Origin of the sequence: Chthonomonas sp., assembly GCF_035294505.1 — a bacterium.
Taxonomy (GTDB): domain Bacteria; phylum Armatimonadota; class Chthonomonadetes; order Chthonomonadales; family Chthonomonadaceae; genus Chthonomonas.
The window spans coordinates 1-14,761 of sequence record NZ_DATGKU010000132.1; the positions used below are offsets into that span (position 1 = coordinate 1).

14 protein-coding genes are annotated in these 14,761 nt (G+C 56.5%); 9 read left to right on the top strand and 5 right to left on the bottom strand.

Features of this window, described 5'->3' with window-relative positions:
* The 5 genes from VKV18_RS07775 to VKV18_RS07795 all read left to right on the top strand — a co-directional run.
* Positions 1 to 501, top strand: a 501-nt coding sequence (locus VKV18_RS07775) for an H-X9-DG-CTERM domain-containing protein (RefSeq protein WP_324203641.1), incomplete at its 5' end; no start/stop codon positions are given.
* 10 nt (positions 502 to 511) lie between these two features.
* The gene (locus tag VKV18_RS07780) at positions 512 to 685 is read left to right on the top strand and encodes a hypothetical protein (RefSeq protein ID WP_324203642.1); all 174 of its coding nucleotides are present in this window, start codon (positions 512 to 514) and stop codon (positions 683 to 685) included.
* A 160-nt stretch (positions 686 to 845) separates the two neighbouring features.
* Entirely contained in the window at positions 846 to 2,429 is a 1,584-nt protein-coding gene (locus VKV18_RS07785) for a DUF2079 domain-containing protein (RefSeq protein WP_324203643.1), read from the top strand.
* 191 nt (positions 2,430 to 2,620) lie between these two features.
* Positions 2,621 to 3,874, top strand: coding sequence for a hypothetical protein (locus VKV18_RS07790; RefSeq protein ID WP_324203644.1), 1,254 nt, complete (start codon positions 2,621 to 2,623; stop codon positions 3,872 to 3,874).
* 106 nt (positions 3,875 to 3,980) lie between these two features.
* Positions 3,981 to 5,039: a hypothetical protein gene (locus VKV18_RS07795; RefSeq protein ID WP_324203645.1), complete on the top strand. Its 1,059-nt coding sequence runs from the start codon at positions 3,981 to 3,983 to the stop codon at positions 5,037 to 5,039.
* 117 nt (positions 5,040 to 5,156) lie between these two features.
* Here VKV18_RS07795 and VKV18_RS07800 read toward each other — a convergent pair whose 3' ends face one another.
* A complete protein-coding gene (locus VKV18_RS07800; protein ID WP_324203646.1) occupies positions 5,157 to 6,689 on the bottom strand; it encodes an efflux RND transporter periplasmic adaptor subunit in 1,533 nt (510 codons plus the stop codon).
* The gene (locus tag VKV18_RS07805) at positions 6,686 to 8,362 is read right to left on the bottom strand and encodes a TolC family protein (protein ID WP_324203647.1); all 1,677 of its coding nucleotides are present in this window, start codon (positions 8,360 to 8,362) and stop codon (positions 6,686 to 6,688) included. Before VKV18_RS07805 ends, VKV18_RS07800 begins: the two co-directional genes overlap by 4 nt.
* A gap of 293 nt (positions 8,363 to 8,655) precedes the next feature.
* On the opposite strand from VKV18_RS07805, the gene VKV18_RS07810 reads away from it, so the two are divergent.
* The 4 genes from VKV18_RS07810 to tsaB are packed head-to-tail and all read left to right on the top strand — an operon-like array spanning position 8,656 to position 11,420.
* Positions 8,656 to 9,474 (top strand): M55 family metallopeptidase, encoded by an 819-nt coding sequence (locus VKV18_RS07810; RefSeq protein ID WP_324203648.1) that lies wholly within the window; start codon positions 8,656 to 8,658, stop codon positions 9,472 to 9,474.
* Positions 9,475 to 9,476: 2 nt separating this feature from the next.
* Positions 9,477 to 10,211, top strand: coding sequence for an orotidine-5'-phosphate decarboxylase (gene pyrF, locus VKV18_RS07815; protein ID WP_324203649.1), 735 nt, complete (start codon positions 9,477 to 9,479; stop codon positions 10,209 to 10,211).
* Positions 10,211 to 10,693, top strand: a complete 483-nt coding sequence (gene tsaE / locus VKV18_RS07820; RefSeq protein ID WP_324203650.1) for a tRNA (adenosine(37)-N6)-threonylcarbamoyltransferase complex ATPase subunit type 1 TsaE — start codon at positions 10,211 to 10,213, stop codon at positions 10,691 to 10,693. Before pyrF ends, tsaE begins: the two co-directional genes overlap by 1 nt.
* Entirely contained in the window at positions 10,680 to 11,420 is a 741-nt protein-coding gene (gene tsaB, locus VKV18_RS07825; RefSeq protein ID WP_324203651.1) for a tRNA (adenosine(37)-N6)-threonylcarbamoyltransferase complex dimerization subunit type 1 TsaB, read from the top strand. The genes tsaE and tsaB overlap by 14 nt, the downstream gene beginning before the upstream one ends.
* 13 nt (positions 11,421 to 11,433) lie before the next feature.
* Here tsaB and VKV18_RS07830 read toward each other — a convergent pair whose 3' ends face one another.
* From VKV18_RS07830 to VKV18_RS07840, 3 genes are all read right to left on the bottom strand, one after another.
* Positions 11,434 to 12,198, bottom strand: a complete 765-nt coding sequence (locus VKV18_RS07830; RefSeq protein ID WP_324203652.1) for a phytanoyl-CoA dioxygenase family protein — start codon at positions 12,196 to 12,198, stop codon at positions 11,434 to 11,436.
* 18 nt (positions 12,199 to 12,216) lie between these two features.
* Positions 12,217 to 13,476 carry a DUF4185 domain-containing protein gene (locus VKV18_RS07835; RefSeq protein WP_324203653.1) on the bottom strand — a complete coding sequence of 420 codons (1,260 nt, stop codon included), beginning with the start codon at positions 13,474 to 13,476 and terminating at the stop codon, positions 12,217 to 12,219.
* A gap of 195 nt (positions 13,477 to 13,671) precedes the next feature.
* On the bottom strand, positions 13,672 to 13,995 hold the full coding sequence (locus tag VKV18_RS07840; protein WP_324203654.1) for a hypothetical protein: 324 nt from the start codon (positions 13,993 to 13,995) through the stop codon (positions 13,672 to 13,674).
* Positions 13,996 to 14,761: the final 766 nt, after the last annotated feature.

The following is a 14,761-nucleotide window of genomic DNA, read 5'->3' on the forward strand; positions in this document are numbered from 1 at the left end:
CGTAACGAGTTCGATTGGCCGGGGGATTTTGGGTGCCTGCAAGATGGTACGATGACCCGCCAGGATTGGCTTCATAGGCATTTCCATAGCGAATCCAATTTGGCGTTGAACGGGGACGTGTTCAACAACGAGATCGATCACAAGATACGCCTTGACCATATACCACGTCAATCGTGGATTAGGCGGCCTTCTGAACTGATCTTGATTCTGGAGACACGCGACTTTTGGCCGGACCTGGGCACCTGGACGTTCCCATGGGAGTACGACGCAGGAGGTGGTTCATTACCGTTTTGGCACAATAAAGGGGGCAACTGGGCCTTTGCCGATGGGCATGTCAAGTGGATGCGCCTAGCCTCAACCGTTTCTCCAACCTACATGTGGTATAACTCCGTTCGAGAGGATATTAACGACCGTCGAATTGACTACTGTGGAGCGCCAAACGTGTCGGACAGTCAGTTTGTAGACTGTTTGTTAAGCGTTATTCCACCGGCGTATCGGTAGGAAGAGGAAGATGAATCGCGAACTTCCACAGGTGGTAGTTATAGCGGTATTGGCTGCACTGGGTATTGTGTTGGCGATAATCGCTTATCGCCTGTTGGAGCCACCCAAGCGAAACGTCTCTCCCATGGAACAGGTACAGATGCTTAATCATGCTAAGCCTCTGCCTCCTACTTTCCACTACTAATGGCGGAAAGTAGCACGAATGCAAAGGGATATTATAAAGGCTGCAGAGTCGCGCCGTGCCGCAGGAGGAGTTTGTAGGTTCGCCGGTTGCTTATGCGTGGCCTAAAGGTAGAAGACCACGTTTTTCCCTGTTGGCCCTACACACCAAGGGTTGGAGATATGTGCCCCTAGTTATTGTGTTGCTGGCTATGGGGTTTTATGTGGCTTGGGGAATTCGCTGCAGTGTCACCCGCTACGAACGCTTTGGCGCTATGGCCTACGACCTCGGCATTTTTGTGCAGGGGGTTTGGCTGCTAAGCCGGTTTCAAACGCCCTTTATAACGCTGCGGGGGCTGAACCTGTTTGCCGATCATTTCTCGCCCATTCTCCTCCCCATCGCCCTCATCTATCGTCTTTTTCCCGATCCAAAAACATTGTTAGTGCTTCAAACGCTTGGGCTGGCAAGTGGAGCAATAGCGGTCTATCTGTTAACACTATCTCGGCTGCGCAGCCAACTGCTAGGCATAGCGCTTGCTTTGGCCTATCTCTTCTATCCGGCCTTGCAGTGGATCAATCTATTTGACTTTCACCCGGATGCATTCATCACCCCATTCCTCCTTTTCGCTTTTGTAGCGTTAGAAAAAAGGCGGTGGAAAGCCTTTTGGTCACTGCTTATCGGTGCCTTGGCCTGCAAAGAGAGTTGCGGCTTGGTGGGGATGATGTTGGGGTTTTATGTGGGTGCCAAAGACGGTTGGAGACGTGGGCTTGCGGTGAGCCTGTTTAGTGTGACATGGCTTTTAACGGCTCTCAAAATCATGCAATGGCTCAACGGAGGGCATCCATCGGCCTATCTTTCGCTTTATCATGCCTATGGCAATAGCCTGTTCGGCATCATAGCATATCTGTTGCTGCATCCTCTACGCGTGCTGACCATAGTTATATCCGACCAAAATCTGGCCTATTTGGGCGATCTGCTCTATCCGTTGGCTTTTATGCCTCTGCTTGCACCGGAGATTTTGGCGCTTCTTGTTCCTATCCTCCTCAGCAATCTGCTTGCCGATCGCGTTCAGATGCACTACGTCGGCTTTCACTATTCGGCACCCATCATTCCTTTGCTCATGTTGGGCACGGTTTTAGGAATAGAACGCGTTGGAGAGCTATTTCAAAACTATCCCATTTGGCGGCGGTGCACTTATGGCTTATTGGGTGGAGGCGTTTTGGTCTGCGCCTCTATGGCGACACACCTTATGGGAGCTTGGCTTGGAACCACCTCCCCCTATCCGCCGATGCTAAGTGAAGCGCAAAGCCAAAAGGTGCGCCGATGGCTGCGCCAAATTCCCTCTGATGCCAGCGTTTCCGCCCAATCGGCGCTTACGACCTGGTTGGCCCAACGCGAACGGGTTTACGTTTTCCCCAACCCGTTTCAGGCGGCCGCTTGGGGAAACAGCGCCCAAGCTCTGCGCAACGAGGAGCTGCAGGATTTTCATGCGTTGCCGCCCAAAGAGCTGCAGCGTCGCTTTGCACAAAGCGATGTAGAGTATGTGGTATTGAATATCGCGCCGAATGAGTGGCCTCTTACGGCCAACAACTATGCCTATATGGTGGCGCAGCTGTTAAAAACCCCTGCATATGGAGTTATTCAAGCTTCCGGCGATTTTGTGCTCCTGCGTCGGGGCGCCGATCATCGGCGGGGGCTGCGTCTGCTACAAGGCACCGCTTGGCAAAACCCCATCTTCTCGCTGTTTTCCTCTCCTCCGGCCAACTAAGTCTTCCGAACGCGATGCGCCCTCTCTTATTTGACTTACTCTATGCAGATAGGTGTGAAACTGCCGGCTTGGCCTGTTGAGGGCGCAAAATGCCTCACCTCTTCCCTCTGCAGAAGAGAATGTTAGAATAAAAATAGGTAGACAAAATTATGCTAAAATTGAGCTAAAAATCTTCGTGGGGGAAAGACGCGGTGAGCCGGCGGTTTTTTCTCGATATGAACGCTTTTTTCGCCTCTGTGGAGCAGCAAGAAAACGCGGCGCTGCGGGGAAAGCCCGTTATTGTGGTGCCGCTTAAGGTGCCGACAACTTGCGCGATAGCCGCCTCTTATGAGGCAAAAGCGTTTGGCATTCGCACCGGCACCAGCGTGAGGACGGCGCGTCGTCTCTGTCCAGAACTGGTGGTGGTAGAGGCACGCCCCCTGCTTTATGTGCAGTATCATCGTGCTCTCTGTGAGCTGCTTCAAGCCTATTTCGTTTCGGTTCAGGTGCTTAGCATAGACGAGATGGTTTGTGGGATCGGGCGGACAGTGCAGGGGCGCCCGATGGAGGAGGCCTTAGCCCGTCAGGTACAGCGCGCCATAAAGGCCCAGCTCGGCGACCAGATGCGCTGCTCCATTGGCATCGGCCCGAACACCTTTTTGGCCAAGGTGGCCTGTGAACGTCAAAAGCCCGATGGTCTTACTATCTATGAGAGCACCGATCTGCCGGAAGCCCTCTTTGCGCTCGAACTCACCGATCTGCCCGGAATCGCCAAAAGGATGCTCGCACGTCTAAATCAGCATAACATACGAAGCGTACGCGATCTTTATGAGGCCGATGTGGTGCATCTGCGTCGGGCTTGGGGTAGTGTGGTTGGAGCGCGTTGGTATTGGATGCTTCGTGGCTCGTTGGAGATGGATTATGGTGGGTATTGGGGGCGCCCGCGTAAGTCGGTGAACTGTTCGCACGTTTTACCGCCGGAATTTCGAGATCGTTATGGTGCGCACCGCATTCTTCTAAGGCTTTGCGAGAAGGCGCTTAAGCGATTAAGAGAGGAGGCGTTGGGGGCTTCCAACGTGGAGGTTCGGGTGGATTATCGGCATCGGTACGATTTCACAACGTACTCTTGGCGGCAGCGAAGCACGAAACATCTGCATGCCAACGAGGAGAGCACCTGGTTGCCTATTGTGCGCAAACTGCTGGATAGGGTGCCTTCCACACGGTTTAACTACCAGCCGATACGGGTTTCCATCACCTTTTCGGGCCTGTTGGCGGAGAAAGATCAGAACCTAAGTCTTTTTGAAGAGGAGCCGAACAAACGGGCTTGTGTGGCACGTGTTGTGGACATGCTGGAGGCGAGAGGGCTGCCGATAGCCCGCGCCTCGCTCTATGACCTGAGGGAACAGGCGCCTTACCGCATTCCTTTCGGGGCACCGCATCCTCCTACGATATCTTCACCGGAATGAAAGTGAAGATAACTCTTTTTGCGGTGTGTCGTCTGAATAGATGCAATGTTCAGGCGCGTTCAAAGCGTTTGCTGAAAGCGCTCTGAAACTTGTGGAGGATAAGACGATGAACAAACACCATTTTCGATGGTTGCGCCTTGCCGGTGTGGCTTTCGGGATCGGATGGAGTGTGGCCACGGTAACGTGCAGCGCACAAGGGTTTGGACAAGGCGGGCCGCCGCCCGGCCCAGGAGGTTTTCAAGGAAGGCAAGGGCGTGGCTTTGGAGGGCCGATGGGCTTTCGCTTTGGCCCCGGCGGTTTTATGATGGACCCCCGCCAGTCCAGCGCGATGGCCTTGCTGGGGCGGCCCGATGTGCAACAGGAGTTGGGGCTAAGCCAAGACCAGCGACAGAAGATCGGGCAGATTCAGCGCGATATGGCACAACAGCGGATGCAAAAGATACGCGATTGGATGCAGCAGAATCCGCCGCCGAGTCGCTCCGACTTCGATAATATGACGCCGGAGGAGCGTCAGGAGCTTTTCCAGAAACGCCAAAGCGCCATGGCCGCGCTACAGCAGGAACTGCAGGACGAAGAGCAGAAACAGATCTCCCAGGTGCTTACGGACGATCAGCAGCAGCGTTTGCAACAGCTCGATCTGCAGTGGCGCACCGCTTTGGCGCTTGCCGACGATAAGCTGGCCGCCAAGTTGAATCTCAACGATCAGCAGCGCCAGGAGATTCAACAGATATGGCAGCAGTATCAGCAAACGACGCGGCAAACTATGTCGTCTCTCTTCAACCGTGGTGGGAATAACCCTCCGGGCGGTCCTCCAGGCCCCCCGCCTAACGATCAGGGTGCTCCTCCACCTCCTGGCGGCCCCGGTGGGCCTCCGCCTGGGCCTGCAGGGGGCCCACGCCCCTTCGGGAGGGGTCCCGGCGGTTTTGGGGCCCAATTTGCCCAACTGGAGCAGAAGCTCTATCAACAGCGTGTAGATGCCGGGAAGAAGGTGCTCGCTCTGCTCACCCCCGACCAACTGGCACAATGGCAGCAGATGACGGGCAAGCCCTTTACGTTCCACTTCGAGATGCCCGGCGGGCAACCTCCTCCGCCTCCTGGCGATCAGGGGCCACCGCCCCCTCCGCCACCGGACGATCAGCCCCCTCTTCCAGATAGGCCGTTTTAGAGATTAGCGGCCAGGCGCTATGGTTTCGGCGCTGAACCACTGATGAGAACAGAAACGGGGCATTAAAAGCACACGGCGGGGAGTGAGCAGTGCTCACTCCCCGCCTTTAAATGGCGTTTACTCCGAAATCGAAGAAGATGTGTTCGGAGGTTCGATCTGTACCTTCATGCCGTCCTGCAACTGCATCTGTCCCTGGGTCACCACCGCCTCGCCAGCAGAAACACCGCTGCGAATCTCTATTTTGTCCGGAGTAACGAAGCCGAGCTGTACCTTGCGTTGGTGTGCAACGTTGTTCTCTACAACAAACACCGTACCCACTCCGTCGCTTGGATTAAGAACGGCAAGATAGGGCACGAGCACAGCGTGGGGATGAACGTCGAGCACAATAGTACCTCTTGCAAACATTTGAGGGCGTAGCTGGTGGCTGTCGTTAGGCAACGAGATGCGCACGGTGAAGCTTCTGGCTTGTGCAGAGGCCACCGGGAAGAGTTTGCTGACACGTCCTTGAAACGTTTTCCCAGGCAAAGCATCCACGGTGACGGTTACCGGCTGACCGATATGCACCTTTTCAAATTGGGATTCGGGCAGTTGGGCGTCGAAGTAGATGTTTTCCAAAGAGACGATTTCGAGCACCGATTTTCCGGCTGCAAGCTGTTCTCCTGGCTCTGCCAGGCGCGCGGCTACCACTCCAGAGATGGGCGTGGTGATGGTGGTATCTTCAAGCTGTTGTCGGGCATAGGCTACGGCGGCTTTGGCCTGGTTCACCTGCGCTAGGGCCGTCTGGATGGCGGCTTGGGCATTTTTCACATCCTCTTCGCGCAGCTTAATCTGGTCGCGATTGGCCAGTGCGGTTTGAAGCGCCTGCTCGGCCTGCTCCACATTATACTGTGCGCTTTTGATCTCTTCTGGGCGGTTGCCCGCTTGAATTTCGTCGTAGGCCTGTTGGGCAGCGATATAGTTAGCTTGTGCTTGGTCGGCTGCTGTCTGGGCCTGATCGAGCTGTTGAGCCGAGATGGCGTTTTGGCGGTAGAGGCTCTCGTAGCGTTGCAGATCGGAACGGGCTTGGTCGTAGGCGGCTTTGGCCGCCAACATCTTCTGACGGGCCTGTTCGCGGTCTTCCGAGCGGGCACCCTCTTCCACAATTTTGGCCTGCTCTTTGGCGGCGTTCAAAGCGGCCTGTGCTTGGGCGATGGCATGTTGCGTTTGCGATTTGGTTAGTTGCAGATTGGTGAGAGCGCTGTGGTATTCCACTCTGGCCTGGTCGAGCCGGGCGATGGCCGCTTGGAGATTGGCCTGCTGCTGTTCGAGTTGTGCTTGGAGATCGGTGGTGTCTTGTTGTGCAACCACCTGCCCCGCCTTTACGCTGTCTCCTTCACGATAGTAGACGGCCACGAGCTTGCCGGCTGCCTTGGCACCCACGGTAACATCGTTGAGGGCCGTGAGCACACCGGTTACGACGGTTGTCTGTTCGATGGTGCCGATGCGTGCGGGAGTTACCTGCACGAGCACGGCCGCTTTCGTATCGGACGTGGGGGTGGCCGAAGTGGCTGCCGGTTTTGAAGAATGTGCGCATCCGGTAAGAAGAGGCCCTAAAAGACCGGCAGCTGCAAAAAGGGTAAGAAGCTTTTGTGCTTTATGGAGCTTGTTCATCGGGAACCTCCGGAGGGCAGATTCGGCAGACCAAGCGCATGGGGTGAGGGCTGGCTTTGATACCCGGCACTTTGTAGGGTATAGGAGTAGCGCCCTACGGCGCGATCGAGGGCTGCGCGAGCGTTATTGTAGTCGTAGAGAGCATTCACTTGGTTTTGTTCTGCTTGAGTGAGGGCTGCCTGTGCATTGCTCACTTCCAGGATGGGCGACACGCCGCTGGTGTAGCGCACGGTGGCTAAACGATAGCTCTCGCGCGCTTCGGCAAGCGCCTGATTCGCCACGGCCACCCTGTCGCGGGCCTGGAGCAGGTTGAGATAGGCGCTGCGAACATCGAGTTCCACCTGGTCAATGGCGTTGCGGCGTTGGGTCTCGGCCTGCGCGACGAGCGCGCGAGCCTGTTCGAGTTGGGCACTGGCCTGACCGCCGTCGTAAAGTGGAATGGAGACGGAGAGCACCAAAGCGCCCGATGTGGTTTTAGGGGTAAACCCGGCGGCATCTGGAGAGTAGGTCACTTGAGCGGAGACGGCCACGGAGGGCAGATAGCTTTTCTGCGCAAGCAGAATGCCTTTTCGGGCTGCCGCTAACTGCGCATCGGCGGCAAGCACTTCGGGGCGTGTTTTTAAGGCCTCTTGCACGAGCGCATCGTATTCGCTGCCGAGGTTCAACGAGCTACGGGCGGCTTGGCCGGTGTCCATGTTTTGAGGCACCTCCAGGTTACCCAGCTGCTGAAGGGCGCTGGGAGGGGGCACATCGGGCGGGTTTTCAACGGCGCCGGCGTCGCTGACTTCCAGAGGCGTATCTATAGCGATGCCGAGGGCGCTGTTTAACTGCGCAATGGCGAGACTTACATTGCTTTGTGCGGCAATAAGTTGCTGTTGTGCGTTGGCCACATCGGTTTGCGCGCTTAACACATCAAAAGGGGCTGCCGTGCCCGCTTTTAGCTTTTTTTGGGCGTCGGCAAGGCGATCGAGGTCGTTTTGCAGAGTCTCTTTTGCGACGACGACAAGAGCTTGAGCACGCAACACGTTATAGAAGGCGTTTTTAATGGCCAAAACCGTGTCATTTTGGGTTTGGTTTACGGAGATGCGCGCCGCGATCTCTTCAAATTGCGCTTGATCTTTAGCCGTGCGCAGCAAGCCGGTGATGTCTATGGGGAGGGAAGCGACGGCTTGGAGCTGACGCTGATCTTGGTTCACAATGGTAATGGTCTGTTGGCCGAATTTGAAGGATTGGCCGGCATCGAGATGGGTAAAGGTGAACTGGCCGGTAAGGGTGGGGTTAAAAGCATCTCGCGCCTGCACGGTGCGTCCGTGGGCCTGTTGGAGGGCCTCAACGGCCAAAGCGAGCGCGCGGCTGTTGGCCAGCCCGATCGCGACGGCCTGTTGCAGGGTGATGGGATGGGGAGGAACACGCCCTTCCACCTGTTGTAGGGTAGGAGAGACCAATTGAGGATGGGCCGGCTCGGGCAGAGGATGAATGGGCGCAGGAACGGGCGCCTGCAGATTCGTCGGCGGGGGGGTTGCTGGAAGCGGGGTGACGCCGGTTGGTGCGGAGGGAGGGTTTGCGGGCATCGTTTGCTGGGCTGTTGCCGCGGAACCTCCCATCGAGGCAAGCACAAAGCCGGCAAGGTACCAACAAAGACTCTGTAGGCGATGAAAACGCGCTATGGACAAGTTTCGAGACTCCTTTTTCCTCCGAATAGATAGGCCGTGCGGAAGAGACGTTTCGCAGGCCAGGAAATTATCGCATAAGGAGGGCCTATCATGGTTTGCGCAAAGGCTTTTCCTTCACGAATACGAGAGATGTGCAGGAGAAGTTTCGGAAATACTAAGGATTTTGGATGGGAGGAATCCAAAAGCCGCGCCATCGGTGCTCGCAGCAGGGTGAAAATCGGCTTGCTACGGCTGAGGTAAACTTAGACGGCAGATTGAAATTCAGAGGCGGTACAACGAAAGGAGTTTGTCCTATGCGAGTGATGCTGTGGTGTGACATGGAGGGCGTTGCCGGCATCTCCGTTTGGGAGCAGGTAAACGGGGGAGCGCCCCTCTACGAAGAGGGGCGCCGGCTTTATACGGAAGAGGTGAACGCGGCGGTGCGCGGCTGCAAACGAGCTGGAGCCACGGAGATCGTGGTGGTGGATGGCCACGGGGCCGGCGGGCCGTGGAGCTTTAAGAGCCTCATACCGGAGCGACTTGAGAGCGGTGCCGAGTATGTACTGGGGTATCCATGGGCACGCTACATCGCGCCTTTAGAGGCCGGTTGCGATGCGGCTCTGTTTGTGGGCGCCCATGCGATGGCCGGCACGTCGGATGGAGTGCTCTGCCATACGGTTTCTTCGCAAAGTTGGTATAACGCTCGCATTAACGGGACGTTGGTGGGCGAGTCGGGAATTATCGCGGCCATCTGTGGCGACTTCAACACCCCTTGTGTCTTTGTTTCGGGCGACGCAGCGACCTGTAGAGAGGTTGCCGAGTTGATAGGGCCTCAGGTGGTTCAGGCACCGGTAAAGATAGGGCTAGGGCGCTTTAGCGCCCGTCATCTGCCGGCAAGCGATGCCTGTGCGCTGATCGAGGGGCGCGTCTACAGCGCGCTCACACGGCGCGACTGGCCAAAACCTCTCAAATTCGATCCACCTGTTACCTTTGAGGTTGAGTTGGCCACGCCGGACAGGGCGAACGACTTTTTGGGGAAGAAAGGGGTGGAGCGAGTGGGGTCGCGCCTTATCTGCTCGCGGGCCGATTCCTTCTGGCAGGCCTGGGATCAGTTTTGGCCTATGGGAGGGTAGGCATGCGGCCAGCAGAGCGAATTATCTGTGCGCTCGATGTGCCCAGTGGCGATGCGGCGCTTCGCTATGTGGAGCTTCTTCGAGAGCATGTAGGCGTTTTCAAGGTGGGGCTAGAGCTGCTGATGGCCGAAGGCCCCGGCGTTGTGCCTCGTTTACACGCTGCAGGCGCGCAGAAGATTTTTCTCGATGCAAAGCTGCACGACATCCCTAACACGGTGATGGGCGCCGTTCGCGGGCTTGCCCATCTGGGAGTGTGGGCGGTAACGCTGCACACGTTCGGAGGGCGCAACATGCTGGAAGCTGCCCACCGTGCCGCGCTAGAAGCAGCCCAAGAGGCGCAACGGGAGCCGCCTTTCTTGTTTGGGGTAACCGTGCTTACCAGCATCTCGCCGACGGTTTTGAAGCAGGAGTTGCGGGTAACCGAGCCGATGGAGGAACTGGTTGTCCATCTCGCGCGTCTTGCCTTCCAAAGCGGTTGTGGAGGGGTTGTGGCCTCTCCGCAGGAGCTTATCGCGCTTCGCACCGCTTTTCCTGAACCAGGTCATCTCTTTATTACACCGGGCGTGCGGCCGGCTCAGAATGTAGCCGACGACCAGGCGCGTACGCTTACCCCGGCCGAGGCCATTCGGCGGGGCGCGAGCTATTTGGTGATCGGGCGTCCCATTCTCACGGCCCAAAACCCGGTGGAGGCGGCGCAACGTATTGCTGAAGAGATACAAAGTGCTTTGGAGGAGTGATGCGAACCCTCTCCATTTCCGACCAAAACCAGATGCGACGCTGCGGGCAAGCGCTGGGAAAAAGGGTGCAAGCCGGTGATGTGCTGGCTCTTACCGGGGCCTTAGGAACAGGAAAGACCTTTTTCGTTCGCGCCCTTGGAGAAGGCATGAATCTGCAAGAGCCTGTAACTAGCCCGACATTCGCCCTCATTCAAGAGTATCACGGGCCTATCCCCTTGATCCATATAGACGCCTATCGGCTCGACGATGCCGCCGCCGCGGCAACCTTAGGACTGGAGGAGTATTTTGCGCGCCCTGCTGTGTTCGCGGTGGAGTGGGCCGATCGGATCGCCACGCTATTGCCCGAAGAACGGCTCGAAATCTATTTTGAAGCTCCTCTTCCCGAACAAGAGTTGCGCTTGCTGCATCTGCAGGCGAAAGGCGAGCGAGCCGTCGCCTTGCTAGAGATGTTGGAAAGGACTGTACAGCATGGCCAGAGTTGAAGAACCTGGCACTGTTCAAACGCCGGAGACGCTTCTGGCCATGGAGACTTCGGGCGATGTATGCAGCCTTGCCGTGCTGCGTAAGGGACGCCTGCAGGCCGAACGCACGTTTCGTCATGAGATGCATCTTTCGGAGAACCTACCGGCAACGCTAGAGGGCCTCTGTAACGACGCCTATGTAACTTTAGAGCAAATAGGTGCATTTGCCGTTGGCATAGGCCCAGGCTCCTTCACCGGTACACGCATCGGGGTGATGACCGCCAAGGTCTTTGCCGAAGTCTACGGTCGCCCTCTCTTTGGGGTTAATGCGCTTGAGGCGTTGGCCGCCGAATATCTGGGGTTGGGCGAGGCCGTCGTTTTGGTGGTGCTGCCGTGTCGTGCGGATATTGTGTACGGAGCGGTGTACGATGTCTCTGACATTTTGCCGAAAGCCCTTGTGGAGCCGGCAGCGTTCTCTGTGGCCGAGTTGGAACAACGAATGGAAGGGTTTAAAGAGAAGCCCCTGATACTTTGCGGCCCTGCCGCGTCCGATATCTTCCGCCGATGGCAGAGATCGTTTCCAGAGCATCTATCGTTGGCCGCATTCTGTCCTGAAGCTCCTCGCGCCTCCACAGTAGGGCGGCTTGCTTGGCTACGCAAAGAGCGAGGGGAGGCGGGTGAAAGCCCGGTGGCGCTCGCCCCCGCCTACATCGCCCCCCCGCCCATCTCTAAGCCAAAACGGCGCTGAAGCCGCCTCTTCTCTAGGCGTTCTCATAATGGTTGCCGGCCAAGTCTACACCGCGTGCCAACCATATTTTATGACCCTGATTGCGCTCAGGGTAGACTTTGCTGGAAGTAGGGAAATAGCGCATCGTATAGCCGGCGCGGCGCTTCGGCGAGGTGTTGGCACGCGCTCCATGAATGAGCCGCGCCTCGTGTAGGCTGCACTCCCCCGGTTTCAAGGCAAAGTAGACCGCTTTGCTCTCATCTATCAATTCGGGACGAATCTGCGACCCAAAGATGTTTTGGGCGGTATCTACCGGCTCATATTCCGAGAAACCGTTGTTGTGAGTGCCGGGAATCACGCGCATGCAGCCGTTTTCCGGAGTGGCTTCATCTATGGCGAGCCAAACAGTGCAGATGCCGGCCATGGTGGAGACACGGCCGTTCCAGTAGGCCGAATCCTCATGCCACGGGGTGGCTTTGCCCGTGTAGGGCGGTTTGCAGATAAAGTGGCTGCTCCAAAGTCCAATGTTCGGCCCCACAACCGGCTCGACGAGGTTTAGCACCTCCTCGGATAGGAGAAACTCAAGCAGTCTCGGATCGCGAAAGTGAATTACATCGAGGTTATCCGGCCCGTAGCGCTCGAGGTTCTCCTCGAAAATGGCTTTAAGGCGGGCAAACTTCTCTTCAGAGAAAAGCGGCTGGTGGAACAGCACATATCCATCGCGCTCGTACTGTGCCACCTGTTCGGGGGTAAGGCGCCAGTAAGAGCGCCATTCTCGTGGTGTTGTGTTGGCAGTCATAGCAAACCTCCTCGGTGATTAGGGTGCGTTCGTCTGTTTTTGCAGTGTAACTTTCAGCAGCTGTGGCCAATAGCGTTCGCTGTCTACATAGGTAACATAGATAATGCGGCCGTTTTGCTCGGCAAGTTCCGGGTGCTCTTTGCATGCGTAGCAGAAAGCGTTCTCGAAAGCTCTGTGGGGCGTGCTGATCTCGCCGATGGGGCGATAGGGGCCCCAGGGATTTGAGGCTTCGCACAAAAGCGCCCGTTGAGAAAAAACCCCCTCCGAATAGACGGCCAGATAGGCTCCAAGATAGGCGTTGTAAGCGATGGAAAGTTCGTTGGGGAAGTCCTTAAGTCCTTCCACATCGGCCGCATCTTGCACACGCTTGCTCCAATGCGGTTTCTGTGGGTTTTCTCCGTAGCCGGCGAAGTACTCGTAGGCTTGAAAATCTTCGATGTGCGATTTTAACACGCGGGCTAACTTCCCATAGTGGTGTCCTTGCCGGTCTTCCATGCCCACGATGTAGAGATAGGGATCGGTGGGGTCATCAATAACAGTGCAGCCGAAAGTCGCTCCGGAATTGAGGGGAAGGGCGTCGGCCTTGAGAGGCCACCAGAGGAAACCTTGTGATTTTATATGAGGGGAAGGCCCTGCCCCAGAAAATCTTTCGATTTTCTGGGGACCCCTGCTTTGGCCTTGAAGACGCTTAAATTGCAAGGGCTGACTGGTAACAGAGGCGTAGGCAAGCCCATAGCCCTCGACTTTAAACCCGAAGGCACCCGAACCGACCACTTTGTTGATGGAGTAGTAGACGTAGAGCCGATGCTTTTGGGCATCGTACCACCCGCCGGAGGGCCAAAGGCGCGTCTCGTTGCCCTCTCCGTTTTCCAGCGGTATGAGCTGGCGGGCAAGCTGGGTTGCGGCATCACAAATGAACTGGTAGTGGTGAAGCGCAGTCGCTCCTGGCGCTAGAGGTACCCAAAGTCCGCAATTGCTCACATTGCCAACATAGTTCTGGATGGGGGCTTCCACAGGGCCAAGAAGAAACACATCGCCAAAAAGCCACAGTACGCGATGACCCACCGGAATCGAGCTGGCCACATCCACGCCGCTGACGCCGGAGTTGTTGTCGGTGAAGAGCAGCCCCTCGTTCCTTACGGAGAGGATTTTTACATTCGTTTGGCCGGCAAGCTGCGCCGGGTTTTGTGCGCGAACATTTGCCGATAGCAACGCCATCGCAATGGCAAGACCGAAAAGCAACCCTCTGCTCAAGGCCGACGGTGCTGCGCACGGCACTCTCTCCCTCAAGGCCGACGCCCTTCCCCTCAAGGCCGACGCCCTCCCCCTCAAGGCCGACGCCCTCCCCCTCAAGGCCGACGCCCTCCCCCTCAAGGCCGGTCGCACGAGCAAGAACATTCTCCCCCGTGTTTTTCCAACGTATTCGACGTGCCACAGCGAATCACCTGCTGCCAAAAGGGCAGGGGGTGGTACTTACTCTTGTAACCGTTGCCGGGGAAGTACGAGGGGCAGGAGCGCCGATCCGAATACAAGGGGGCCGAGGATGGCCTCAAGACCATCCACCGATATATCTATTGGCAGCCCTATAAGTAGGGTAGCTAGCAGCGATTCCACCGGCAGTTCCAACGCCATCAGCAGGGCAGTTATCAGAGCGCCTAGTCCGAGGGCGAGCAGCTTATAGCGCCAGGGAATATATTTCGCCCGCATCATCTGCAGCCCTTGCGGTACATTCAACCATCTTCGTAGGGGGCGAGAGAGCATGCGCATTCCCAGGGCACCCACATTCCATCGGCTCATCGTAATTCTTTATTCCTTTAAGCTATCGGCAATCCACCAAGACTACGGAGCTGGGGGCGGTGCGGTTTCAAGGCGAAAGTAAAAACCCTGCAGCGATTGCTGCAGGGTTTTCGAAATTTGGATGACGGGGCATTTAATTGCTCGAGGGGACCGACTTTCCCGTGCGCGTTGCCGTCGCGTAGCACGTTTCGCCGTAAGATTTGGTTCTCTTAGGAACCTTTATCGGCGACATTCAGGACGGGTCGGGCCTCAGCACCGTGCCCCAAGAAAACTGTCCGGTGGAGTTAAGCCCTCTTCGTCCAGACGAGTACAGCTCCGCATTCGACGACTTTTTGAAGCGCGCATCGTCGCTCCCTCCTTTCGGAGTATTGTGTGAACAGAGTTTTCAAAGCTTGGAGCTTTGTGCCCTGTTCGGGCATCCTCTCTTGTTCACACTTACATTATAACATACTGCCCCTACGTTGTCAAGAGTTTCCGCCCTCTACCCCAAAAAAATTTCAGTTTTTGCGGTTTGAGATGCCAACAGAGAACATATCGGAGGCGATGGTCGCACACACTGTACATGTTGGGCTTGCAAATTGCCTGACGGGCGGCAGATAGAAAGCATCTCCTTCAGGTATACCCCCTTAAGAGGGTGGGATAGAAGTTTGTATGCTAGAATCGTAGTAGGATTTCAGGTGTTTTTGCCGGAGAAAGGAGTTGACGGTTGGTCAAAGAGATCATCGTGAATGTGGGAGAAAGAGAAACACGCATTGCTGTTTTGGAA

Excerpts from the sequence above, each read along its gene's own strand:
- VKV18_RS07780 (WP_324203642.1), top strand. The coding sequence starts at position 512 with ATGAATCGCGAACTTCCACAGGTGGTAGTTATAGCGGTATTGGCTGCA.
- VKV18_RS07795 (WP_324203645.1), top strand. The coding sequence starts at position 3,981 with ATGAACAAACACCATTTTCGATGGTTGCGCCTTGCCGGTGTGGCTTTC.
- VKV18_RS07800 (WP_324203646.1), bottom strand. The coding sequence starts at position 6,689 with ATGAACAAGCTCCATAAAGCACAAAAGCTTCTTACCCTTTTTGCAGCT.
- VKV18_RS07810 (WP_324203648.1), top strand. The coding sequence starts at position 8,656 with ATGCGAGTGATGCTGTGGTGTGACATGGAGGGCGTTGCCGGCATCTCC.
- pyrF (WP_324203649.1), top strand. The coding sequence starts at position 9,477 with ATGCGGCCAGCAGAGCGAATTATCTGTGCGCTCGATGTGCCCAGTGGC.
- tsaE (WP_324203650.1), top strand. The coding sequence starts at position 10,211 with ATGCGAACCCTCTCCATTTCCGACCAAAACCAGATGCGACGCTGCGGG.
- tsaB (WP_324203651.1), top strand. The coding sequence starts at position 10,680 with ATGGCCAGAGTTGAAGAACCTGGCACTGTTCAAACGCCGGAGACGCTT.
- VKV18_RS07830 (WP_324203652.1), bottom strand. The coding sequence starts at position 12,198 with ATGACTGCCAACACAACACCACGAGAATGGCGCTCTTACTGGCGCCTT.
- VKV18_RS07840 (WP_324203654.1), bottom strand. The coding sequence starts at position 13,995 with ATGAGCCGATGGAATGTGGGTGCCCTGGGAATGCGCATGCTCTCTCGC.